Source organism: Enterobacter sp. 18A13 (genome assembly GCF_007035975.1).
In the GTDB taxonomy this organism is placed as follows: Bacteria; Pseudomonadota; Gammaproteobacteria; order Enterobacterales; family Enterobacteriaceae; genus Enterobacter; species Enterobacter vonholyi.
The window spans coordinates 3,738,713-3,762,519 of sequence record NZ_AP019634.1; the positions used below are offsets into that span (position 1 = coordinate 3,738,713).

Annotated in this window: 24 protein-coding genes; 7 read left to right on the forward strand and 17 right to left on the reverse strand. The window is 55.9% G+C overall.

Annotated features, from left to right (window positions below; genetic code table 11):
- Positions 1-8: 8 nt before the first annotated feature.
- From FOY93_RS17950 to rppH, 8 genes are all read right to left on the reverse strand, one after another.
- Complete coding sequence (locus FOY93_RS17950) at positions 9-332, reverse strand: prepilin-type N-terminal cleavage/methylation domain-containing protein (protein WP_133295081.1); 324 nt, start codon at positions 330-332, stop codon at positions 9-11.
- The gene (locus FOY93_RS17955) at positions 317-718 is read right to left on the reverse strand and encodes a DUF2509 family protein (protein WP_127732206.1); all 402 of its coding nucleotides are present in this window, start codon (positions 716-718) and stop codon (positions 317-319) included. Before FOY93_RS17955 ends, FOY93_RS17950 begins: the two co-directional genes overlap by 16 nt.
- Entirely contained in the window at positions 715-1,275 is a 561-nt protein-coding gene (locus FOY93_RS17960; RefSeq protein ID WP_143345478.1) for a prepilin peptidase-dependent protein, read from the reverse strand. The genes FOY93_RS17955 and FOY93_RS17960 overlap by 4 nt, the downstream gene beginning before the upstream one ends.
- Positions 1,266-1,730, reverse strand: a complete 465-nt coding sequence (locus FOY93_RS17965) for a prepilin peptidase-dependent protein (RefSeq protein WP_111966104.1) — start codon at positions 1,728-1,730, stop codon at positions 1,266-1,268. The genes FOY93_RS17960 and FOY93_RS17965 overlap by 10 nt, the downstream gene beginning before the upstream one ends.
- 185 nt (positions 1,731-1,915) lie before the next feature.
- Positions 1,916-2,710: a thymidylate synthase gene (gene thyA, locus FOY93_RS17970; RefSeq protein ID WP_111966081.1), complete on the reverse strand. Its 795-nt coding sequence runs from the start codon at positions 2,708-2,710 to the stop codon at positions 1,916-1,918.
- A gap of 6 nt (positions 2,711-2,716) precedes the next feature.
- The gene (gene lgt, locus FOY93_RS17975; RefSeq protein WP_127732210.1) at positions 2,717-3,592 is read right to left on the reverse strand and encodes a prolipoprotein diacylglyceryl transferase; all 876 of its coding nucleotides are present in this window, start codon (positions 3,590-3,592) and stop codon (positions 2,717-2,719) included.
- 193 nt (positions 3,593-3,785) lie between these two features.
- Positions 3,786-6,032 (reverse strand): phosphoenolpyruvate--protein phosphotransferase, encoded by a 2,247-nt coding sequence (ptsP, locus tag FOY93_RS17980; protein WP_111966082.1) that lies wholly within the window; start codon positions 6,030-6,032, stop codon positions 3,786-3,788.
- A 12-nt stretch (positions 6,033-6,044) separates the two neighbouring features.
- Positions 6,045-6,575 carry an RNA pyrophosphohydrolase gene (gene rppH / locus FOY93_RS17985; RefSeq protein WP_013098553.1) on the reverse strand — a complete coding sequence of 177 codons (531 nt, stop codon included), beginning with the start codon at positions 6,573-6,575 and terminating at the stop codon, positions 6,045-6,047.
- 683 nt (positions 6,576-7,258) lie between these two features.
- On the opposite strand from rppH, the gene mutH reads away from it, so the two are divergent.
- The 3 genes from mutH (at position 7,259) to FOY93_RS18000 (ending at position 9,470) form a co-directional block, all read left to right on the forward strand.
- Positions 7,259-7,951, forward strand: coding sequence for a DNA mismatch repair endonuclease MutH (mutH, locus tag FOY93_RS17990; protein ID WP_133295084.1), 693 nt, complete (start codon positions 7,259-7,261; stop codon positions 7,949-7,951).
- Between the two features lie 128 nt (positions 7,952-8,079).
- The gene (locus FOY93_RS17995; protein WP_008499668.1) at positions 8,080-8,298 is read left to right on the forward strand and encodes a YgdI/YgdR family lipoprotein; all 219 of its coding nucleotides are present in this window, start codon (positions 8,080-8,082) and stop codon (positions 8,296-8,298) included.
- A gap of 131 nt (positions 8,299-8,429) precedes the next feature.
- Positions 8,430-9,470 carry an NADP(H)-dependent aldo-keto reductase gene (locus FOY93_RS18000; protein ID WP_133295085.1) on the forward strand — a complete coding sequence of 347 codons (1,041 nt, stop codon included), beginning with the start codon at positions 8,430-8,432 and terminating at the stop codon, positions 9,468-9,470.
- 91 nt (positions 9,471-9,561) lie between these two features.
- Here the strand turns inward: FOY93_RS18000 and lplT are convergent, their stop codons facing one another.
- Together lplT and aas are read right to left on the reverse strand one after the other, a co-directional pair.
- Entirely contained in the window at positions 9,562-10,755 is a 1,194-nt protein-coding gene (gene lplT / locus FOY93_RS18005; protein WP_111966085.1) for a lysophospholipid transporter LplT, read from the reverse strand.
- Positions 10,748-12,907: a bifunctional acyl-ACP--phospholipid O-acyltransferase/long-chain-fatty-acid--ACP ligase gene (gene aas / locus FOY93_RS18010; RefSeq protein WP_143345480.1), complete on the reverse strand. Its 2,160-nt coding sequence runs from the start codon at positions 12,905-12,907 to the stop codon at positions 10,748-10,750. The genes lplT and aas overlap by 8 nt, the downstream gene beginning before the upstream one ends.
- Positions 12,908-13,332: 425 nt before the next feature.
- Here aas and galR point away from each other — a divergent pair, with 425 nt between their 5' ends.
- A complete protein-coding gene (gene galR / locus FOY93_RS18015) occupies positions 13,333-14,349 on the forward strand; it encodes an HTH-type transcriptional regulator GalR (protein ID WP_115876205.1) in 1,017 nt (338 codons plus the stop codon).
- On the opposite strand, the gene FOY93_RS18020 is transcribed toward galR, so the two are convergent.
- Positions 14,310-14,786, reverse strand: coding sequence for a GNAT family N-acetyltransferase (locus tag FOY93_RS18020; RefSeq protein WP_143345738.1), 477 nt, complete (start codon positions 14,784-14,786; stop codon positions 14,310-14,312). The genes galR and FOY93_RS18020 overlap by 40 nt on opposite strands.
- Before the next feature lie 229 nt (positions 14,787-15,015).
- Between FOY93_RS18020 and FOY93_RS18025 the strand changes: the two genes are divergently transcribed.
- The gene (locus FOY93_RS18025; RefSeq protein ID WP_127732220.1) at positions 15,016-16,053 is read left to right on the forward strand and encodes a LacI family DNA-binding transcriptional regulator; all 1,038 of its coding nucleotides are present in this window, start codon (positions 15,016-15,018) and stop codon (positions 16,051-16,053) included.
- Here the strand turns inward: FOY93_RS18025 and lysA are convergent.
- Positions 16,023-17,285, reverse strand: coding sequence for a diaminopimelate decarboxylase (gene lysA, locus FOY93_RS18030; protein WP_115876207.1), 1,263 nt, complete (start codon positions 17,283-17,285; stop codon positions 16,023-16,025). The genes FOY93_RS18025 and lysA overlap by 31 nt on opposite strands.
- Before the next feature lie 121 nt (positions 17,286-17,406).
- On the opposite strand from lysA, the gene FOY93_RS18035 reads away from it, so the two are divergent.
- Positions 17,407-18,339 carry a LysR family transcriptional regulator gene (locus FOY93_RS18035; protein WP_143345481.1) on the forward strand — a complete coding sequence of 311 codons (933 nt, stop codon included), beginning with the start codon at positions 17,407-17,409 and terminating at the stop codon, positions 18,337-18,339.
- Between the two features lie 19 nt (positions 18,340-18,358).
- Here the strand turns inward: FOY93_RS18035 and FOY93_RS18040 are convergent, their stop codons facing one another.
- Positions 18,359-18,907, reverse strand: coding sequence for a flavodoxin family protein (locus tag FOY93_RS18040; protein WP_143345483.1), 549 nt, complete (start codon positions 18,905-18,907; stop codon positions 18,359-18,361).
- 190 nt (positions 18,908-19,097) lie between these two features.
- On the opposite strand from FOY93_RS18040, the gene FOY93_RS18045 reads away from it, so the two are divergent.
- Positions 19,098-19,490, forward strand: coding sequence for a winged helix-turn-helix transcriptional regulator (locus FOY93_RS18045; protein ID WP_111966092.1), 393 nt, complete (start codon positions 19,098-19,100; stop codon positions 19,488-19,490).
- Between the two features lie 14 nt (positions 19,491-19,504).
- Here the strand turns inward: FOY93_RS18045 and FOY93_RS18050 are convergent, their stop codons facing one another.
- The 4 genes from FOY93_RS18050 to kduI all read right to left on the reverse strand — a co-directional run bounded on the left by FOY93_RS18050 (position 19,505) and on the right by kduI (position 23,719).
- Positions 19,505-20,197, reverse strand: a complete 693-nt coding sequence (locus FOY93_RS18050) for an aspartate/glutamate racemase (RefSeq protein WP_115876209.1) — start codon at positions 20,195-20,197, stop codon at positions 19,505-19,507.
- Positions 20,198-20,329: 132 nt separating this feature from the next.
- Complete coding sequence (gene araE / locus FOY93_RS18055; protein WP_136195111.1) at positions 20,330-21,745, reverse strand: arabinose-proton symporter AraE; 1,416 nt, start codon at positions 21,743-21,745, stop codon at positions 20,330-20,332.
- 312 nt (positions 21,746-22,057) lie between these two features.
- The gene (kduD, locus tag FOY93_RS18060) at positions 22,058-22,819 is read right to left on the reverse strand and encodes a 2-dehydro-3-deoxy-D-gluconate 5-dehydrogenase KduD (RefSeq protein WP_136195110.1); all 762 of its coding nucleotides are present in this window, start codon (positions 22,817-22,819) and stop codon (positions 22,058-22,060) included.
- 63 nt (positions 22,820-22,882) lie between these two features.
- On the reverse strand, positions 22,883-23,719 hold the full coding sequence (kduI, locus tag FOY93_RS18065) for a 5-dehydro-4-deoxy-D-glucuronate isomerase (protein WP_115876212.1): 837 nt from the start codon (positions 23,717-23,719) through the stop codon (positions 22,883-22,885).
- Positions 23,720-23,807: the final 88 nt, after the last annotated feature.

A 23,807-nucleotide genomic window follows, 5' to 3' on the forward strand; every position in this document is an offset into this window, starting at 1 on the left:
GCTCCCGACTACTGGCTAACCGGGCAATGCAGACGCGTTAGCTCACCGCGCCGCCCCAGAGGAGAAATAAGTGTAACCGTGATGCTGACACATCCTGCGTGCGTTGTCTGCCCCCGACTGGCCTGCCAGCCTGCAGGGAGAACATTTGTTGAGAGCTGAGACTGATTCCAGGCATGGTGCCAGAGCTGGCGATACTGGTTAAACAGGGTAAACCGCGCCGCCAGCGCCCGGTGATAACCCGACAAAGCCGTCACGACGATCACCAGCAGCATCATCGCCAGCAGGACTTCCACCATGCTAAACCCTTTTTCTTTGCTCACGGCAGCTGGCATAACGCGCTCTCCTTAAGGGGACAAAAATCACTCCAGCCGTGAGGCAAAAAGCGAACTTCCCCGTCGACAATCTCTGCTGCGCGCCAGAGCAGCAGGCCGCTGTCTCCGGCAATCAGTAACGCGCGCCCCTCACTCAGCTGGCGCAAACACACTCGCCACGCAGGTGTCTTTTTGCACTGAATCTGGGGCTCTGACGACCAGCTCTGAACCCGTCCCCACTCAAGCGCTGACTGTACCGTCGCCTGCTGCTGAAGCGAGCGGCTCTCGCCGCCAACGAGCGCGCTAAACGTTATGAGCTGCTGATTGAGACCCGTGAGGATCAGTGTCCCGAGCACCAGTAAAAGCAGAACCAGCGCCAGCGAAGATATGCCGCGTTGACGATTCACAGGTTGTATCCCGTGACCGTATACACCGCCTGCCAGGGCTCCCCCTTCTCGCCTTTGCGAATCGCCGCCATTTCGATATTCACCTCTGGCGCAAAACCGGCATGCTCCACTGTTCTTACTACAAAATGCGCGATCGTAAGCCTGCTCGGGTCAGTAAGCTTTTCCCATCCTTTTCCTTCACATGAGGTCGCTCCACGCAGGGTTTCCAGCGCCCCCGACTCCAGACGAAAACCGGTGCTGTCATTTTCTGATGCGCTGTTATCCCAGTTGCCGTTACTGTTGGCGTCCGACCGCACAATGACGCAACTTCCAAGCCTCGCGGTCACCAGCGCCTGCCCCTGACAGTTTCCCGCGCAGTACCCCGCACGCTGAAGCTGTTTGCCCACGGAAAACAGATGATGCCAGACCTCTTCCTCTAGTTCTCTCTGGCCGGATTGCACTAAGACCGCTCGCTGCAAGCCGGGTAAAAATCGCGATGCGCTTATCAGCAAAAGACTGCTAATCGCCGTAGCAATCAGAACTTCAGTCAGCGAGAAACCACGCTGCCTCATCGACATGAACCTCCCCCAATGACCTTACACATCCTGATGCGTCCTCCATTTGAGACAATAATCAGCCACTCTCCTGCACGGCTTTGGACGCGTATCCGCCCTGCCCACGCCGTATCCCTTAATCCATAGAAAGCGAGCGACGGCGTTACCTCGCCGATCGCGACTTCAGGCCAGAGTGGTATCAGCACAAAGGGACTGCCCTTCTCACAGCCTTGGGCGGCAGAGCTCACCAGACAGTCCCGGCCTCCCACCCGCTGATGGGTAATTTGATGGTCGCGGTTGTAGCGGTTGGCATGATTGCGTAGAAAAAGCAGGTAATCTCGCACCTGACTGGCGGTTTGCCACAGCCGCTGCTGCCGCTGCCAGCTGTCCCATCCGTACAGCCCTGAGGCGCTAAGAATAACGACAAGCGATATGGCGACCAGCGTTTCGATAAGCGTAAAACCGTTCTCTTTTTTCATACCGGGAGTGTGGCGAAGCGCCGTGAACATGACGAGCATCGAAATATCGTTTTACGAGGCGTTATCCGGAGAATTGGAAGAGTTGCAGCGCGTTGCACGCTTTCTGGATAGCGCTTCGGGAAACGGGATATAGGCGAAAAAAAAACCGGCGCTAAACAGCACCGGTTGTGTCACGCTTTATCGCATCAGATAGCGACGGGCGCTTTGATGCCCGGATGTGGGTCGTAGCCCTCAATTTCGAAATCATCAAAGCGGTAATCGAAGATTGATGCCGGTTTGCGCTTGATAACCAGCTTCGGCAGCGCACGCGGTTCGCGCGTCAGCTGGAGATGCGTCTGTTCCATATGGTTGCTGTAAAGATGGGTATCCCCTCCGGTCCAGACAAAATCCCCCACTTCCAGATCGCACTGCTGCGCCATCATGTGGACCAACAGCGCATAGCTGGCAATGTTAAACGGCAGGCCGAGGAACACGTCACAGGAGCGCTGGTAGAGCTGGCAGGAGAGCTTCCCATCCGCCACATAGAACTGGAAGAACGCATGGCACGGTGCCAGCGCCATTTTATCCAGCTCGCCGACGTTCCAGGCGGAAACGATGATGCGGCGCGAGTCCGGATCGTTTTTCAGCTGGTTCATCACGGTGGTGATCTGGTCAATATGGCGGCCATCAGGCGTTGGCCATGCGCGCCACTGCTTGCCGTAAACCGGGCCCAGGTTGCCATTTTCATCTGCCCATTCGTCCCAGATTGAGACGTTATTTTCGTGCAGATACGCTATGTTGGTATCGCCTTGCAGGAACCAGAGCAGTTCATGAATGATCGAGCGCAGGTGGCAGCGCTTTGTCGTCACCAGAGGGAAGCCTTCTTGCAGGTTGAAGCGCATCTGGTGGCCAAAAATGGAGAGCGTACCGGTGCCGGTGCGGTCGTTTTTCGGCGTGCCCTCGTCGAGCACTTTTTTCATCAATTCAAGATACTGTTTCATGGTTCCTCAGGAAATTTGTTGCTGTGGACGACGACGATACGCCCAAATCATCATAATGGTACCCGCGACAATCATCGGTATGGAGAGGATCTGCCCCATGCTGATGTACTGTACCCATTCGCCGGTAAACTGTGCGTCTGGCTGACGGAAGAACTCGACGATAATACGGAATGCGCCGTAGCCAATAAGGAACAGGCCGGAGACAGCGCCCATCGGACGCGGTTTGCGGATAAACAGGTTGAGAATGATAAACAGCACAACGCCTTCCAGCGCCAGCTCGTACAGCTGAGACATATGGCGCGGCAGAACGCCGTAGGTATCGAAAATGGACTGCCACTCCGGATGTGATGGCAGCAGCGCGATATCTTCCGCGCGGGAGCCCGGGAACAGCATCGTATAAGGCACGCTCGGGTCGACGCGGCCCCACAGCTCACCGTTGATAAAGTTACCCAGACGACCGGCACCCAGACCAAACGGGATCAGCGGCGCGATAAAATCCGAAACCTGGAAGAAGTTGCGTTTGGTGCGTTTGGCAAAAATCACCATCACCAGGATCACCCCAATCAGGCCGCCGTGGAAGGACATGCCGCCGTCCCAGACGCGGAACAGGTAGAGGGGATCGTTCAGGAATACAGGGAAGTTATAGAACAGCACGTACCCAATACGGCCACCGAGGAACACGCCGAGGAAGCCCGCATAGAGCAGGTTTTCAACTTCGTTTTTCGTCCAGCCGCTGCCGGGACGACTGGCGCGACGGCCAGCGAGCCACATGGCAAAAATGAAGCCCACCAGGTACATCAGACCGTACCAGTGAAGCGAAACAGGTCCTACTGAGAAAATGACCGGATCAAATTCCGGAAAATGCAGATAACCACTGTTCATCTGTCACCACAAGATGTTGTTATTCCGCTGAAAGTGGACAGCGGTAGAAATGCGATTCTGCCGTAAGCAGAGGCTCCAAAGTTGCGAATCATAGCATAAGGCGGGCGCGGAGGATGCGCCCGAGATGTAAAAGATGTGTATAGGGTGTTATGCCCGCTGGTGCCCTCTCCCACCGGGAGAGGGAGAAAGACGATTAGCGGCCGCCGCGGATTAGGCCGCCCATACCGCGTCGTTCCATAAACGCCGCGACCTGGTGACGGACCTCAGCAGCCAGCTGCGCCTCAAGGCTGCGTTCTGCGAGTTCGCGAGCATCATTGATGTCGATATGTCGCAGCAGGTATTTCACGCGGGCGACAGCGCGACCGTTCATCGACAGATGGCGGTATCCCAGACCAATCAGGATCGCAACGCACATGGAATCCCCGGCCATTTCACCGCACAGGCGTAAATCAATGCCGTACTGCTCCGCTTCACGGGCAATCATCGCTAACGCGCGAATGATCGCCGGATGCAGGCTGTCGTAGATACTGGCGACGCGGGTATTGTTGCGGTCGACGGCCAGAATATATTGCGTCAGGTCGTTCGTGCCGACAGAGATAAAATCAACACGACTTGCCAGCTGCGGCAGCATAAAGACCATAGACGGCACTTCAAGCATCACGCCGATCCGCGGTTTCGGGATCGCATAGCCGATCATCTCTTCCACTTCACGCCCGGCACGTTCGATCAGCCGCCGCGACTCGTCTATCTCATCAATGCTGGTTACCATCGGCAGCAGGATGCTGAGATTGCCCGTCGCCGCGTTGGCGCGCAGCATCGCACGCACCTGGATCAGGAAGATCTCCGGCTGATCGAGCGTTATGCGGATCCCACGCCAGCCCAGGCACGGGTTTTCTTCGCTGATCGGCATGTAGGGGAGCTGTTTATCCGCCCCGACATCCAGGGTACGCAGAGTGACAGGTTTGTCGTTAAACATCTGCAGCATCCCCTGATACTGCGCCACCTGCTCCTCTTCGGAGGGGAAACCGCTCTGCAGCATGAACGGGATTTCAGTACGGTATAGGCCAATGCCGTCGATGCGGCTGCCCAGCTTTTCTTCATGCTCAGGGCTTAAACCGGCGTTGAGCATGACTTTGATACGCTCGCCGCTCTTAAGCTGTGCGGGCAGGTTGACGTCATCTTCCGCCAGCTTGCTTAATTCATTCTCTTCGCTGATAAGACGCTGGTATTCCTGGAGCAGAACCGGCTCAGGATCGACCAGCAGCTCACCGCGATAGCCGTCGACCACCAGCGTACGTCGGTGCAGTACCGACGGCTGAATGTCCGCCCCCATAACGGTAGGGATACCCAGCGCGCGCACCATAATGGCGGCGTGTGAGTTGGCGGCACCATCGCGCACCACGACACCGGCCAGCCTGTCCTGCGGCAGTTCAGCCAGCGTGGTTGCCGACAGTTCATCGGCCACCAGAACAAACCGTTGAGGCCAGGCATTCGGCCCCTGAATGGTGTCATCAAGATGGAACAGCAGACGTTGTCCCAGGGCCCGGAGATCTCCAGCCCGCTCTTTCAGGTAACCGTCGGTCAATGCCGCAAATTGGTCGGCAAATTTCTCGATAACCTTCTTAACGGCCCACTCCGCGACCGAGCCTTTATCCACTTCAGCAAAAAGCTCACGACGCAGACGCGCATCGGAAAGCAGGTGCGAATAGAGGTCGAAAATGGCCGCCGTCTCTTTTTGCGCACCTGCGGCAAAACGTTTGCTGTAACGACGAAATTCATTCGCCGCCTCTTCCAGCGCGGCGGTAAGACGCTCGCGCTCAAGCGCTTCATCAAGCGTTGAGGCTTCGTAAACCTGCTCCATTAACGGCAGCGTGGCGTCCATCCAGCCTTCAGCAATCGCTACGCCTGGCGATGCCGGAAGGGCACGAATGCGCGTATGGCGATACTGGCCAAAGAGCGCGGCAAGCTGAGACTGAGAGAGGATCGCCGCCATCTGCGTGGCCAGCGTGACGAGGAAAGACTCCTCGCTTTCGTCATACTGACGTAGCTCACGCTGCTGGACGACCAGTACGCCGAGCAGCTGGCGACGCTGGATAATCGGTACGCCAAGGAAAGCGCGGAAGCGCTCTTCTTTTACGGAAGGGATGTATTTAAAGCTGGGGTGTTTTTGCGCGTCAGCAAGGTTGATGGGTTCAGCCAGCCGCCCAACCAGACCGACGATACCCTCATCAAATGCGAGCGTTACGGTGCGTCCACGTGGCTTCTTCAAACCACGGGTCGCCATCAGGTAATAGCAGCGCCGATCGTGGTCGGCCAGATACACCGAACAGACCTCGGTCTCCATCGCAAGACAGATGTCGGTGACCAGAATATTCAGCGCCTCGTTCAGACGCGGAGCGCTGGCCACCTTCTCGACTATTTCTCGCAAGCGGGTGAGCATGATTTGCGTAGCTTAACCTCTTTTACGTCGCCAGGCAGGTGCGCTCTGCGGCTTAGGCGGGATCTCCTGAAGCTGCATGACCACACTTGCAAACTCTTTCATCACCCTACGGTAAACATCGCGTTTAAATGACACGACCTGACGAACAGGATACCAATAGCTCACCCAGCGCCAGCCATCGAACTCCGGCGTACTGCTGGTTTGCATATTGATGTCTGAATCGTTGCCCACCAACTGCAACAGAAACCACTTCTGTTTCTGGCCGATACAAACCGGCTTTGTGTCCCAACGCACCAAACGTTTCGGTAACTTGTAACGCAACCAGTTGCGGGTCGAAGCCAGGATGCGAACATCTTTCCGGCTCAAACCGACCTCTTCAAAAAGCTCCCGGTACATCGCTTGTTCTGGGGACTCTCCCGGATTGATCCCGCCTTGCGGGAACTGCCAGGAGTGCTGACCATATCGCCGGGCCCACATTACCTGGCCCTGACGATTACAAATTACTATTCCTACGTTCGGGCGGTAGCCATCGTCATCAATCACCGGACTACCCCAAACTAAACCTTATATATGAATGATTGTTTCACACTACAGGGAGGCGGTAAACCACTCTCTTACAGGGCTGCAGCCTAATAACATTTGAATAACTCACAAATAAGTGCTGAGTTATAAACAGATGAGAGCCATTAAAAGGAATTTTATTCACCTTTTCTGTGGATATAGTTGTGAAGAAGTGTCTAATTACCAATGAACAACCTCAAACAATGCCGTCCCCCCTTTTTTAGCTTAATTCAATAATTCAATTATTTTCATATAGTTAAATGTATTTCCATGAACACAAAACAGAATAGCGTGACGATCGTCACATCAGGGATCATCGTGCTGATGAAAGATCGAACAGCGTCGGTTTTATCCACAGATTGTGCCAATAAGTTAGTCACAATTTGTTTGAAATTTCGATTTTCCACGCACGTCAAGGCTGTAAATTGAAACAGTAGTCAGGGTTATGCCCAGTTATCCCATTTTTCTGTGGATAACATGGTGTAAGATCCTGTTCATTGTCAGTGACCAGATTTGAACAACCCGTTTTCCGACTCTGGTGAAACGATTTCAAACCAGTAAAAAAACATATAAATCATGCACATGGAATATTCGTACAGAAATAGTTAAACTCTATCCACAGGGGACAATTTCTTCGTTTATTTTTTAATCAAAAGGTTACCATCATGCATCCGCTTACACCCTTGCTCTCACCGCCGTCCAGCGAGGGCCAGTTGCTACAGCAGGCACAGCGTCTTGCAGGCTTTTCGCTTGGCGAGCTGGCGGCAATAGCAGGGCTTAAGATCCCGAAGGATCTTAAGCGGGATAAAGGCTGGATCGGCATGCTGCTTGAACTATGGCTGGGTGCCAGCGCAGGGAGCAAACCTGAGCAGGATTTTGCTGCACTTGGCGTGGAGTTAAAAACTATCCCTGTAGACAGCCAGGGCAAGCCGCTTGAGACCACCTTTGTCTGCGTTGCGCCATTAACCGGCAATACCGGCGTGACGTGGGAAACCAGTCACGTTCGCCACAAGCTGAAGCGCGTATTATGGGTACCGGTTGAAGGTGAGCGTCAGATCCCCCTGGCTGACCGTCGCGTTGGCGCACCGCTGCTCTGGAGCCCGGACGAGGATGAAGAGCATCAGCTGCGCCTGGACTGGGAAGAGCTGATGGACATGATTGTGCTTGGGCAGGTAGAGCGCATCACCGCCCGACACGGAGAAGTGTTACAGCTGCGTCCGAAAGCGGCCAACAGTAAAGCACTTACCGAGGCAATCGGCGCGCAGGGTGAACCGATACTGACGTTGCCGCGCGGTTTTTATCTCAAAAAGAATTTCACCGGCGCACTCCTGGCACGTCATTTCCTGTTAAAAACATAGTTTTTTACTTATTTTGCGAGCTCTCAAACATAATCGACTGCTTTTTAAGATTTTACCACTTCCTCAAGTCGCCTTATCGGGTTAATACTAGATTATGATTTGATACAAGCCAGATGAGGACGATAACGATGAAAAAATGGGCAGTATTAGTGTCAGCAGTCGGTTTAGCGTTTGCCGTATCGGGCTGTAGCAGCGATTACGTCATGGCGACAAAAGATGGTCGAATGATCCTGACCGATGGCAAACCCGAAGTCGACGATGATACCGGTCTGGTCAGCTACCGCGACCAGGAAGGCAATAAAATGCAGATCAATCGCGACGAAGTATCGCAAATTATCGAGCGATAATCAGAGAGAGGTCAGTCGCTTGCTGGCCTTTTTGATTTTTTTCTTCCCCTTTTGCTTCCCCTCTGCCATGTTTATATTCCTTTGTCGGGCACGCCCTGACGCGGTCTATAAGTCTACTGAGGAAGCCGGCTATGCATTATCACCGTATCCCCCACAGCGCTCTGGAAATAAGCCAACTGGGGTTGGGCACGATGACATTTGGTGAACAAAACAGCGAAGCCGATGCCCATGCACAACTCGATTACGCCGTCAGCCAGGGCATTAACCTGATTGATGTTGCAGAGATGTACCCAGTTCCGCCACGCCCTGAAACGCAGGGACTTACCGAAACCTACGTCGGTAACTGGTTGGCAAAGCGCGGCAACCGTGAAAAGCTGGTGATTGCCTCAAAAGTCAGTGGCCCCGCGCGCAATAACGATACCGGGATCCGTCCGAACCAGATCCTCGATCGCAAGAATATCCGCGCCGCTCTGGATGCCAGCCTGAAGCGCCTGCAAACCGACTATCTCGACCTCTACCAGGTGCACTGGCCTCAGCGACCAACCAATTGCTTTGGCAAGCTCGGATACAGCTGGAATGAGAGCGCCCCCGCCGTGACGCTGCTGGAAACGCTGGAAGCGCTGACCGAGTGCCAGCGCGCGGGAAAAATCCGCTACATTGGCGTATCTAACGAAACGGCCTTTGGGGTCATGCGCTATCTACACCTGGCGGATAAGCACGATCTTCCGCGTATTGTGACTATCCAGAACCCGTACAGCTTGCTTAACCGCAGCTATGAGGTGGGTCTGGCCGAAGTGACGCAGTATGAAGAAGTGGAACTGCTCGCCTATTCCTGTCTCGGCTTCGGCACGCTGACGGGGAAATACCTGAACGGCGCGAAGCCGGCGGGGGCGCGAAACACCCTCTTTAGCCGCTTCACCCGCTACAGCGGTGAGCAGACGCAGAAAGCCGTTGCTGCCTATGTGAATATCGCAAAGCGTCACGGTCTTGACCCTGCTCAGATGGCGCTGGCCTTCGTGCGTCGTCAGCCGTTTGTTGCCAGCACCCTGCTGGGCGCGACCACGATGGAACAGCTGAAAACCAATATTGAGAGTTTCCACCTGAACCTGAGTGAAGACGTGTTAGCAGAGATTGAAGCGGTGCATCAGGTATACACTTACCCGGCACCGTAATAAAAGTAAAACGGCAACGCAGGTTGCCGTTTTAGGGGTTGCCCCCTCTCCCTGCGGGAGAGGTCGGGGTGAGGACATCAGGCCTCACTTATCAACGGCGACGCTGCCAAATCCACAAGCCCGCGATCGCAATCGCAAACAGCCCACCAAACCCGACGCCGATCCCCACCACCGGCACACCCACTTTTACCGCCAGCGAGTAGAGCCCCAGCATTAACAGCATTGCCAGGTTTTCACCCAGGTTTTGTACCGCGATAGCATTTCCCGCCCCGACGGTCTGCTTACCCCGTTCCTGCAGCAACGCGTTCAGCGGCACCACGAAGAAGCCCCCCAGAATACCAATCAGGATGAGGAGGACATACGCGGGCAATAACGCATGCTGCAGCGAGAAGATAAGCACCACGACGCCAATCAGGATCCCTGCGGGCATGCAGCGCGCTACCGTCTCGAGCGTCACCAGCTTCGCCGCCGCACCCGCCCCAACCACAATGCCGATGGCCACCATCGCATTAAGATAGGTCGGCGTCGCATTGTCCGTAATGCCCAGCGCCACCGGCACCCACAGGACCAGCAGGAAGCGCAGCGTGACGCCCGCCCCCCAGAACATACTGGTCCCCATCAGGGAGAAACGCGTTTCCCCGTTACGCCACAGCACGCGGCACGCGTTGAAGAAACTGCCGGTCATCGGTTTGAAGCGCCAGGATTGCCCCGGGCGAGCCACTGGCAGCTTCGGAATAAAGAGGTTTGCCACGACCGCCCCGCCATACACCACCGCGCAGATGCCCAGTGCCGCCAGGACATGCCAGTCGGCCAGTACGCCGCCCGCGACGGATCCGAGCAGAATAGCAGCAATGGTTGACGACTCCATCAGGCCGTTGGCTTTCACCAGCTTATCGCCCGTGGTCAGCTCTCCGAGGATGCCATACTTTGCCGGGGAGTAGGCGGCAGCGCCAATGCCCACCAGCGTGTAGCCAATAAACGGATTGAAGCCAAAGCAAATGCTGGCGGCACCCAGCAGCTTGAGACCGTTGGCAAACATCATCACCCGGCCTTTCGGGAAGCTGTCCGCTACCTGCCCGACGAACGGAGCAAAGATAATGTAAGCGCCCACAAACACCATCTGCAGGATCGGCTGACTCCAGTCGGGGTAAAACTCGGCTTTCAGCAGCGCCAGCGTGGCGAACAGCAGCGCATTATCACCGAACGCAGAGAGGAACTGCGCGGCAATGACCGCCATCATGCCTTTTGAACGCAGTGAGGTGTTAGTGTGTACTGACTCACGCATTTTGCTGTTCCGCCTCTTCAACCATGCCTTTCAGGGTCACGAAATCGGGCTTCCCGCTACCCAGCACCGGGAGCTGCTTCAGGTAGCGAATGTCGCGCGGCACGGCCAGTTCAGGGATACCGTGTTCACGCGCATAGCTCAGTAACCTGTCGCGCTTAAGTTCAGCGTCGGTCGTAAACAGCACCAGCGCCTCGCCTTTGCTGGCATCACTCTTCACCACCGTAGCATGCATCTTATCCGCAGACACGGCCGTTGCCAGCTGTTCGACCATTTCCAGAGAGACCATTTCACCGGCGATTTTAGCGAAGCGTTTCGCGCGTCCCTGAATCTGTACAAAGCCCTGCTCATCGAAACGGACGATATCGCCGGTGTCGTACCAGCCGGCTTCAACCTCGCCGCTGACGTTTTCCGCCGTCGGCGCTTCCAGCACGCCCGGGTTTTCCACGCGCAGATAACCGTTCATCACGTTTGGCCCTTTCAGCTGCAGACGGCCACCGTCCTCAATGCCCGGCACCGCCAGCAGACGCGCATCCATTCCCGGCAGGATTCGGCCAACCGTACCTGGTTTTGCCGCCATCGGCACGTTAATCGAGACCACGGGCGCACACTCGGTAACGCCATAGCCTTCAAGAATGCGCAGGCCAAACTTGTCCTGCCAGATCTGGCGCGTGCTCTCCTGCAGTTTTTCCGCACCGGCCACCACATACCGCACGCGATAGAAGTCATACGGATTGGCGAAACGCGCATAGTTGCCCAGGAAGGTTGAGGTTCCGAACAGGACGGTGCAGTTACGGTCATAGACCAGCTCCGGCACAATGCGGTAATGCAGCGGGCTCGGGTAGAGGAACACTTCTGCGCCGGTCAGGAGCGGCGTGAACAGCCCCACCGTCAGGCCAAATGAGTGGAACAGCGGCAGCGCCGACATAAAGCGGTCGTTTGCGGTAAAGTCGGCGATGCTTTTAATCTGCTCAACGTTCGCCAGAATGCTCTTGTGGCTGTGGACGACGCCTTTAGGGTTGCCCTCCGATCCCGACGTGAAGAGGATAATCGCGTCATCTTCCGGCTGCTGTTTGACCTGCGCCAGACGCGGCACCAGCAGATGCGCAAAAATCCACAGCTTGTCGCCGGTGGTCACGTCCGCTTTCAGATCCTCCAGGAAGACCCAGCGCACCTGGGTGAGCTGCTCGGGAAGATGCCAGAGCTTGCCTTTGTCCAGGAACTGTCGGGAGGTAAAGACGGTATTAATCTGGGCTGCGGTGATGGCGCTGGTCAACCCCTTCACGCCCGCCGTGTAGTTCATCATTGCCGGGATACGGCCCCGGGAAACCGCACCGAAAATCACCGCCGCGCTGATGCCCGCATTAGGCAGCATCAGGCCAATCTTTTCGCCTTTTTTGCTGTACTTCTCCAGAATACGGCCCACAAACAGGGTTTTGGTCAGCAGTTTGCGATAGGTGTCCGGGGTAAAGTTGATGTCTTCGATGCAGTTTTTCTTCGCGCCATAGCGGTACTGCGCGGATAGCAGAGATTCGTACAGCGTTTCGCGCGGGCGCACGGCCATGCGCGCTTCCATCATAATCTGGTGCAGCATTTCCCCGGCGATTTTACGGCGATCGCGGGCACGCGGCGCTTCTGGCATCGGTAACGACGTTGGCGGCAGAATATGCAGGGTTATTTTAGGGAACAGACGCTGCTTCACCAGCCCCTTCAGGCGGCTGAAATGGGTTAGCTCCGCGCCTTCAATGCGCAGCGGTACCACGGTCGCTTTTGATTTCGCTGCAACAAACCCCGCGCCGTCGTAGATTTTCATCAGCGAACCGGTCACTGAAATACGCCCTTCAGGGAAAATAACCACCGGACGCCCCTGCTCAACCAGACGCACCAGATGCTTAATCATCATCGGCTTGGTCGGGTCGAGCGGCACAAAATCAATCAGCGGCGTGAGCCAGCGCATGTACCACTGCTGGCTGATAGAGGTATAGACCGCAAACACCGGGCGCACGGGCAGAAACAGCGCCAGCAGGATGCCATCTATAAAGGAAACATGATTTGGTGTGATAAGAACGCGTTCGCCGCGAAGCGCCTGGGCATCGCCAGTGACGTGGATGCGAAAAAGAATACGGAACAGTGTACGGAAGAACCCAAATAGCATCTCAACTCCCTTTGCCAGCCAGTGTGGAGGGTTGATAGTAAATGGTGGCAGATTACACGAGAAGTGATACGGGAGCGACAGCAAAAGTGGAGGCGAAAAAAAACCTGCGCATCCGCGCAGGTTGGTGCAAGAGATGAGTACGAAACCGTACTAAGAATTCTCACCAATCAATACCTCTGGGATCTCAACTGTATCAATCTCATTAACATCCTCGCCATCGGACAATCGCAACAGCCTGAGGCAAAGTGTAACCAAAGGTTCAGATTGACATTCTTCAGACATGACTGCGCGTGTAACGATTACACCACCAGGGTTGTCCTGCGTCACGTTTGTGGAGAGCGGAAATCCGCTCCCCTTGAATGCGCGCCGCTTTTCCGCAACACTATTTGGTGTGTAAACGCTTACCCCCAATAAGAAGGTAATGAATGGCGACAATAAAGGATGTGGCCCGTCTGGCAGGCGTGTCGGTGGCAACCGTCTCCCGCGTGATTAACGACTCCCCAAAAGCCAGTGACGCATCGCGCCAGGCGGTACAAAATGCCATGGAATCCCTGAACTATCATCCCAATGCCAATGCCCGCGCGCTCGCCCAGCAGTCCACCGAAACCATTGGGCTGGTGGTGGGTGATGTTTCCGATCCCTTTTTCGGCGCCATGGTTAAAGCGGTTGAACAGGTTTCTTATCAGACAGGTAATTTTTTACTGATCGGCAATGGCTATCATAATGAACAAAAAGAACGCCAGGCCATTGAACAGCTGATCCGCCACCGCTGCGCGGCGCTGGTGGTTCACGCCAAAATGATCCCGGACGCCGAGCTGATTCACCTGATGAAGCAGATGCCCGGAATGGTGATCATCAACCGCATTATTCCCGGATTTGAAAAACGCTGCGTGGCCCTCGATGACCGCTACGGTGCCTGGCTTGCAACGCGGCATCTTATTCAGCAGGGCCATACCCGGATTGGCTATCTCTGTTCAAATCATCAGATTTCTGATGCAGAGGACCGCCTGCAGGGCTACTACGATGCCCTTCGTGAAAACGGGCTGCCGTGTAATGACCGCCTGGTGGCCTACGGTGAACCGGATGAGAGCGGCGGTGAACAGGCCATGACCGAGCTGCTGGGTCGCGGACGGAATTTCACGGCGGTTGCCAGCTATAACGACTCAATGGCCGCAGGGGCGATGGGGGTGTTGAATGACAACGGAATTGAGGTACCGGCAGAAATTTCGCTGATTGGCTTCGACGACGTGCTGGTCTCCCGCTACGTTCGCCCGCGTCTGACCACCGTGCGCTACCCAATCATCACCATGGCAACGCAGGCCGCCGAGCTGGCGCTAGCGCTGGCTGAACAGCGCCAGCCGCCGGAAATTACGCATCTGTTTAGCCCGACGCTGGTTCGTCGTCACTCCGTTGCGTCACCTGCGGAAGCGCAGAGCGAATAACGGTAGAGGTGAACCCGCGTGTTCGGGTATTCCAGACCATCACCGATGTACTGCCAGCCGTAACGTTCGTAGAAGTCGCGGCAGGCAGACCAGAGATGGAGCTCCTCATACCCGAACTGCGCTGCGTAAGCGATAACATGCTGCTGAAGTTGTCCCGCCAGCCCCTTACCTCGCGCCGCGTCGTCAACGTAGAGCGCCGCCAGCCATGGAAAGAGATCCTGTCGGGTGATCAAATCGCAGCGCCAAAGCCCTACCGTGCCAAGAAGCTGTTCGCCTTCAAGGGCAATAAACGTTAACGGTAGTGCCCCCGAGGTCTGGCTGTGCTCAACGATGCTGTGGAAAAATTCCCGAGAAAGCCCTTCGCCAAAGGCCTGCCAGAGCCAGTCGGTGACCTGCTCCGCATAGTGCGGTGCCTGGTAAAGCGGGAGGATGGCTATCTTTTTCACGTTTCACCTGCATTTTCTCATGTATTTACTGGCCTGATGCTCCAGCCCGGTTCGGTGATTATCTTACCAGAGTCAGGCTATTGAGTTTGACTTCAGGCTGGCCGGACGAATCGTTACCAAAAAGCGTGATCGTGGCAGAGTTTTTGCGCTTCCCGCATCGCTTATACGGCATAAGCTCTGTGGTAAACTGCAGATCGTTACGTGGAAGCAGGAATGTAGAATGGCAACAATGCTGGATGTATCACTGCGCGCGGGCGTGTCGAAGGCCACGGTATCGCGCGTGCTGAACGGCACAGGTCAGGTAAAAGAGAGTACGCGTCAGCAGGTGTTTGCTGCGATGGAAGAGCTGGGCTATCGCCCGAACTTTCTCGCGCGCTCGCTGGCTAACCAGACCAGCAACAGCATTGGTCTGGTCGTCTCGACCTTTGACGGCTTTTATTTTGGCCGCCTTCTCCAGCAGGCGTCGCGGCAGACCGAAACTCACGGGAAACAGCTGATCGTCACCGACGGTCACGATGCGCCGGAACAGGAAGAACAGGCGGTGCAGATGCTGGCCGATCGCCAGTGCGATGCCATCGTGCTTTACACGCGCTACATGAGCGAAAAAGCGATCGTCAAACTGATGAACACCGTGAAAACGCCACTGGTGGTCATTAACCGTGAAGTGAGCCAGGCGCCGGATCGCTGCGTGTTCTTCGAACAGCAGGATGCCGCATTCAAGGCCGTGGATTATCTGATCGGCCAGGGCCATCGGGAGATCGCCTGTATCACCGTCCCGATCCACACTCCCACGGGTAAAGCGCGGCTGATGGGCTATCGCAAGGCGCTGGAAAAGCATGGTATCCGTCTGGACGAGCGTCGGATAAAGTACGGCGATGCGGGAATGACGCGGGGATACGAGCTTTGCAAGGAATTGATTGCCGACGGAGTACCGTTTAGCGCCCTGTTTGCCTGTAACGACGATATGGCGCTGGGTGCGTCCAAAGCGTTGCACCAGGCTGGGCTTAAAATCCCGCAGGATATTTCACTGTTCGGCTTTGACGATGCCCCAAGCGCGAAATGGCTGGAGCCTGCGCTCTCATCGGTTTATCTGCCCATCGACAATATGATTGTCACGGCCATCGATCAGGCGATCCGGCTGGCAAAAAACCAGCCGGTCGATGCCATCCCGCCGTTTACCGGCACGCTGGTCTTACGCGATTCGGTCACAACGGGGCCGTACTTTCATCAGATGAGTTCTAAAGCCAGCAGTTCCTGAATGGTCTGGCGACGGCGGATCAGCCGCGCTTTACCGTTATCAAACAGCACTTCCGGCAGCAGCGGACGGCTGTTGTAGTTAGATGACATAGATGCCCCGTAGGCACCGGTGTCATGCAGCACAAGATAATCGCCCGGTTTGACCTCTGGCAGCGCGCGGGTTTCCACTTTGCCGCCTTCCTGCTGGGTAAACACGTCGCCCGATTCGCACAGCGGCCCCGCAACGACCGTCTCAACGCGCGGCGCCTGCGTTAAATCACGGCCGTCAGCAGCCAGGGCGGTAATGTGGTGATAGCTGCCGTACATGGACGGACGCATCAAATCGTTAAAGCCTGCGTCAATCAAGACGAAGTGGCGAGAGCCCATCTCTTTCACGCTGCGCACCTGCGAAACCAGCACGCCGGCTTCCGCCACCAGGAAACGACCCGGCTCAATTTCCAGCTTCACGGCATGACCCAGATGCGCGGCAATTTGGTCACGCGCGGCGCTCCACAGACCGTAATAATGATCGGTATCGATCGCCTCTTCACCTTCGCGATAAGGAATAGAGAGACCACCGCCCGCAGAGATCGCCTCCAGATCCTGACCGAAGTCGACAACCTGACGCACCATCGCGCCGCACACCTGCTCCAGGTGGCCGTAATCCACCCCAGAGCCAATGTGCATATGAATGCCCACCAGCTTCAGGCCGTAGCGCTGTAATACCTCCAGCGCGGCAGGCATATCGGCATACCAGATCCCGTGCTTGCTGTTTTCGCCGCCGGTATTGGTTTTTTGGCTGTGGCCGTGACCAAAGCCCGGATTCACCCGCAGCCAGACGCGATGGCCGGGAGATACCTGACCCAGCTGCTCCAGCATATCCACAGAACCGGCATTCACCGGGATCTGCAGCTCGTGAACACGCGCCAGCGTCGCGTCGTCGATCACATCGGCGGTAAAGACGATCGCGTCGCCGTCAGCTTTCGGATCGTATCCGGCCGCCAGCGCGCGTTCGATTTCGCCAAGCGAGACGGAGTCGACCTTCACGCCCTGCTCACGCATCAGGCGCAGAATATGGATATTGGAGCAGGCCTTCTGGGCAAAACGCACCACGTCAAACTGATGCAGGGCGGCGATCTTCTCGCGGACAATCTGCGCGTCGTAGACCCACACCGGACAGCCAAATTCGGCAGGCAGGCGCAGCAGGTTGTCGGCGTTCAAATCGGTATCAGTCTGGTTCAGCGGGCGTGGCATGGTCTTCTCCGGATAAATGCGTTTTGATGATTACGCCACAGCGCAAAGAGAATAAAAAATATCGTTTTATCGCGAGTCTATGCAAAAATGATATGGACAGTTCTCTGCTTTCAGGTGCCCTATGCCCGCCGTCAATTTACGCCACATCGAGATTTTTCACGCCGTGATGACCACCGGCAATCTCACCGAAGCCGCACAGATGCTGCATACCTCGCAGCCGACGGTGAGCCGCGAGCTGGCCCGCTTCGAGAAAGTGCTGGGGCTGAAGCTGTTCGAACGCACCCGGGGCAGGCTTCACCCTACGGTGCAGGGACTACGCCTGTTCGAGGAAGTTCAGCGCTCCTGGTACGGGCTGGACAGAATAATGAGTGCAGCCGAAAGCCTGCGCGAGTTTCGCCAGGGCGAGCTGTCGATCGTCTGCCTGCCCGTCTTCTCGCAATCTTTTTTACCGATGCTGCTGCAGCCCTTTCTGGCGCGATACCCGGAGGTCAGCCTCACCATCGTGCCTCAGGAATCTCCCCTGCTTGAAGAGTGGCTTTCGGCTCAGCGCCATGATTTAGGCCTAACCGAAAACCTCTCAACGCCAGCAGGCACGGCGCGCACGGAGTTACTTTCGTTAGATGAAGTGTGCGTTCTGCCCGCCGGGCATCGGCTTGCCGGTAAGGCGGTGCTCACGCCAGAGGACTTCCACGGGGAAAACTACATTAGCCTGTCGCAGACCGACAGCTACAGACAGCTGCTGGATACCCTGTTTGCCGAGCATCAGGTCAAACGGCGAATGGTGGTGGAAACGCACAGCGCGGCTTCAATTTGCGCGATGGTGCGAGCGGGCATCGGCGTCGCGGTGGTGAATCCGCTTACGGCGCTGGATTATGCGGAAAGTGGAATTGTTGTGCGTCGGTTTAGCGTCTCAGTTCCTTTTACCGTTAGCCTAATCCGCCCATTGCATCGTCCGGCGTCGGCGCTGGTGGAGGCGTTTAGCGAACATCTGCAGGGAGGGCTAAGTATATTGGCGGGCCAGCTAAATAAGATGTTGAATCAGACGCCCCGCTGAACAGCGGGCGTCTGAAAACTCAGTTGAAACGTTTCGCAATGGCCGCAACACGCTCGCCGAATTTAACCGCGGTTTGCAGATCGCCGCTGGCAATGGCGCCAGCATCAGCATCCGATGGAGACTGCACCAGCAAACCTACTGAACCGCCCAGATTATTAATGTCCTGACGGGTTGCCGCGAGAGTATTTGACGGCGGCAGCCCCAGGCTCACCCAGATCCCACCGTGCTGAGAGGCTAGCGTTTGCAGATATTGCAACGATACCTGCTTATCACCGTTCAGGCTGGCGCTGTTGCTGAATCCCGCGAACACTTTGTCCTGCCAGCTACGTACGAACCAGGCTTTAGAGGTCGCGTCAGCGAATTTCTTAAACTGCCACGGTACGCTTCCCATGTAGGTTGGCGCGCCAAAAATAATCGCTTTGGCATCGTTGAGTTTTTGCCAGTCGCTTTCCTGAATATCGCCATTATTGTCAATGGCGATAAGCTCAGCCTGCGCGCCCTCGGCGACAGTTTCAGCAACGCGTTTGGTATGGCCGTAGCCAGAATAATAGATAACTACAACGCTCATGATAGATCTCCTGATGCAATATTGCCTTGTGAGTCAAACGATTAAGACGACTTTAAAATTGCTCTGCGAGCCCGTTGCCATTTTCGGTTCCCTGGTATCAAATAGAAACCTTACGTCGTTTTATACACGCAAACATTCACGGGCGTAAGAAGGCACCTTTACCTCACCTGGTTACCTCGAGGGAACCACCATGACCCATACAGCAGTTCTGAAAAAGGAGATGCCTCCTTACAACGTGTTCGATGAGCGCTGCCCGACCCGCGGCGTGCTGACGCGTATCGCCGATAAGTGGGCACTGTTAATCCTTGCGCGTCTGGAGAAGGGACCGATGCGCTTTAGTCATCTTCAACGCGATATTCAGCGAATCACCAAAAAGGTGCTGACCCAGTCTTTACGCAAGCTGGAACGTGATGGGCTGGTGTCGCGAAAGATATTCGCCACGGTACCTGTAACAGTCGAGTACAGCCTGACACCGCTTGGCCAGACATTAACCGAAACGGTGACGGTGCTGGCGCACTGGGTGGAAAATAATATTGATGCCATTGTGGCGGCGCAATCCGCCTATGACGCCGCCAACACGTAAACCAGAACGGGTGCTCAGGACAGCATAAACGCCACGGCATCCGCAGCGTGGATGGCGGTGGTATCGAATACCGGAATCGGGCTTTGCGCTACGGGGACCAGCAAACCAATTTCCGTGCAGCCGAAAATCACCCCTTCGGCCCCCTGCTGCGCGAGTTTATCGATAACGCTGACGTAATACGCGCGGGAAGATTCGCTGAAGGTACCGAGGCAGAGCTCGTCAAAGATAATCTGATTGATGCGCGCCCGATCGTCTTCATCCGGGATCAGGCTCTCGATCCCAAATTCACTGTGCAAACGTCCGCGATAAAAATCCTGCTCCATGGTGTAGCGTGTACCCAAAAGCGCTACGCGGCGCATCCCGGATGCCGCAATCACACGCCCGGTCGCGTCCGCAATATGCAAAAACGGCAGCGAGCAGCGGTCCTCAATATGCGACGCCACTTTGTGCATGGTATTGGTACAAAGCACTATACCCTCGGCGCCAGCACGCTCCAGCCCAAGCGCCGCCTGGGCCAGGATCTCCCCGGCTTTATCCCACTCGCCGCTCGACTGGCAGGCTTCGATTTCATGAAAGTCAACGCTGTGCAGGAGCAGGCTTGCGGAATGCAGACCACCCAAACGCTGCTTCACCCCTTCGTTAATCAGGCGATAATAAGGGATTGTCGATTCCCAGCTCATTCCACCTAACAGGCCGATCGTTTTCATCATCCCTCCTTTTCGTTGGTTTCTTCTTTTAACACATCCGGTGCCAATAAAAAAAGGCGCTGCATTCAGCGCCTTTTAAACAAACATTGGTTATCCCCTGCATACGTTGGGCCAGGTAAACGGGCAATACGATCACACGCCGATGTTTCGCAGTTTCTCTCCGGCCATCAGCTTGCGCTCGATGTGTTCCAGCGTCACGCCTTTGGTTTCCGGGATCAGCCAGAACGTGACGCCAATAAACGCCACGTTCAGCACCGTATAGAGCCAGAACGTTCCCGCTGCGCCAATCGCGTCCAGCAGCGTCAGGAACGTCGCGCCGATGATCATGTTCGATACCCAGTTGGTGGTCGTGGAACAGGTGATGCCAAAGTCACGGCATTTGAGCGGCTGAATTTCGGAGCACAGGATCCAGACCACCGGCGCGGCGCTCATCGCGTAGCCTGCGATACACATCATGGTCATCCCGACAGAAAGCCAGGAAAGTCCGCTTGAGGCCGTACCGTTATCAAACTGCATCAGGCAGTAGCCCAGGATCAACGTGCCGAGCGCCATCACGCTGAAGCCAATTTTCAGCGCAGGTTTACGGCCCGCCTTGTCCACGGTGAAAACGGCAATAAAGGTGGCGAACATGAAGGTCAGCCCGACCACCAGGGTCGCGATCATCTGCTGTTCCGTGGTGGTAAACCCGGCCATTTTGAAAATCCGCGGAGCGTAGTACATGATGATGTTCATGCCGGTGAACTGCTGCATCGCCTGCAGCAGCATGCCGAGGAAGACCGCCCGGCGCACGTTGCGGTTGATTTTAAACAGCGCCCAGCCCCCCTGCTTGAGCTTCAGGCTTTCGCGGATCTCGTTCAGCTCTTCGCGGGCTTTTTCGGAGGTATCGCGCAGCATGCGCAGCACCTCTTCCGCCTCAACGTGGCGCCCTTTTTGCGCCAGCCAGCGCGGGCTGTTCGGCAGGAAAATCACTAAAACAATCAGCACCACCGCTGGCAGTGCCAGCACGCCAAGCATCGCGCGCCAGTTGCCGCTGTAGCTGAAGTAGGTGTCAGACAGAAACGCCAGCACAATACCCAGCGTGACCATCAGCTGATACATGCTGATCATCTTGCCGCGCACGTTTTCGCTCGCCATTTCGGAGAGATAAAGCGGCGCGGTGTAGGACGCAATCCCCACCGCCACGCCCAGCAGCACGCGGGAAAGCAGCAGGATTTCAACGTTAGCGGCAAACGCCGAGCCAATGGAGCCGGCAACGAACAGAATTGCCCCGACCATCAGGCTGTATTTGCGCCCCAGACGAAACGACAGCCAGCCGTTGAACAGCGCGCCGATGGCCGCACCGAGCATCATGCTGCTCACCACCCACTCCTGCAGGCGACTGCTGAGGGTAAAGTGATCGGTAATAAAGGGCAATGCGCCGGCAATAACGCCGATATCCAGTCCAAATAACAGGCCCGCCACGGCGGCGGCAATGGAGACAAACTGGTTCATGCGGCGAGTATCACGCAGCGCAGCGGGCATTAGGGTAGAGTCATTTATCGATGTCATATTTTTCCTGCCTCAACAGCAAAATTCGTTAAATGAAATTACGAGAAAGCGAGGGAAAGTGTCAGGTGGGAAAAGGTGAAGATATGGATTATTTAGCTGCGACATAGCGATCTGTGATGGACATTACAATTTCAACTAACGCTTAATAATCACGTTATTTTACTAATGCATTAATTTTTCAGAATTAAAAGTGTGATGAATGTCGTTCATGATTTTTTAGTATGGATTTTTCGTGTTTACCCATATGGACTTTGACAATTTTTGAGCAAAAAAAACCTCCGCCCGAAAGCAGAGGTCCAGACCCGATGCGGGTTATCGCGCCAGCCAGCCGCCATCAACCGCCACGGTGTAGCCGTTGATATAGTCCGATGCCGACGAGGCCAGAAACACTACCGGCCCCATCAGATCGCCCGGCAGCCCCCAGCGCCCCGCCGGAATACGTTCAAGTATTTCCGCGCTGCGCTGCTCGTCTGCGCGCAGCTGCTGCGTGTTGTTGGTCGCCATGTAACCCGGCGCAATGGCATTCACATTGATATTGTGTTTCGCCCACTCGTTTGCCAGCAGGCGGGTCACGCCCATCACGGCGCTTTTGGACGCGGTGTAAGACGGCACGCGGATTCCCCCCTGGAACGAGAGCATAGAGGCAATATTCACGATCTTGCCGCCGTTCCCCTGCGCAATAAAATGCTTCGCCGCCGCCTGGGACATGAAAAATACGCTCTTGATGTTCAGGTCCATCACGTCGTCCCAGTCGCGTTCGCTGAAGTTGATCGCATCTTCACGGCGAATCAGCCCGGCGTTGTTGACCAGAATGTCGATATGGCCGAATTCCGCTACCGCGCGATCCAGCAGTTCAGGAATGGTATCGATTTTACGCAGGTCGGCGGTCAGGCTCAGGAAACGGCGTCCCAGAGCCGTCACGCGCTCGATGGTTTCTGTAGGCTCAACGATATTAATCCCGACGATATCGCAGCCCGCTTCCGCCAGGCCTAACGCCATCCCCTGACCCAGCCCGGTATCACATCCGGAAACCACCGCCACTTTCCCCTGCAGGGAGAATGCATCCAGAATCATGTATATTCCTTACTCTTTCAGAGCCTGTCACTCACAGGCAGGTTTATGCTTCACTGCCCGCGACTAGCGCAGATCGCTGACCGCAACATGGTCCATATCATCAAAGACCTGGTTTTCGCCCACCATTCCCCAGATAAAGGTGTAGGCTTTTGTCCCAACGCCGGAGTGAATAGACCAGCTCGGTGAAATCACCGCCTGCTCGTTGTGCATCACGATATGGCGCGTTTCCTGCGGCTGCCCCATCATGTGGAACACGCAGGCGTCCTCATCCATGTTGAAGTAGAAGTAGACTTCCATGCGGCGCTCGTGGGTATGGCACGGCATGGTATTCCACAGGTTGCCCGGCGCAAGTTCGGTCAACCCCATGCTGAGCTGGCAGGTCTCCAGCACGTCCGGCACGAAGTATTTATTAATGGTGCGGCGGTTGCTGGTGAGGTTGTCGCCCAGCGTCACGGGTGCGACGTCTGCCGGGGTCACCTTTTTGGTTGGACAGGTGGCGTGGGCCGGCGCGCAGTTGTAGTAGAACTTCGCAGGCCTGCTGGCGTCGATGCTGGCAAAGACCACGTCTTTCGCCCCTTTACCCACGTACAGCGCCTCGCGATGGCCAATCTCATAGCACTGTCCGTCTACGGTGATGGTGCCCGGCCCGCCGATGTTAATCACCCCCAGCTCGCGACGTTCGAGGAAATAATTTACGCCCAGCTGTTTACCGACCTCGCCGCCAACGGAGACGGTTTTCGTGACGGGCATAATTCCGCCCACAATAATGCGGTCGATATGGCTGTAAACCATGGTGTACCTGTCGGCCTCGAATACCTGCTCGACTAAAAACGCATTGCGCAGCCCCTGAGTATCCAGCGTTTTGGCGTGCGCGCTGTGGATGCTTTCTCTGACGTCCACGGTAACCTCCAGATGTGGTCATGCCCGAAGGCGGAAATAAACGAAACAGCGTTCCGTTTTTCATAATGAGCACATACTATCGGCATAA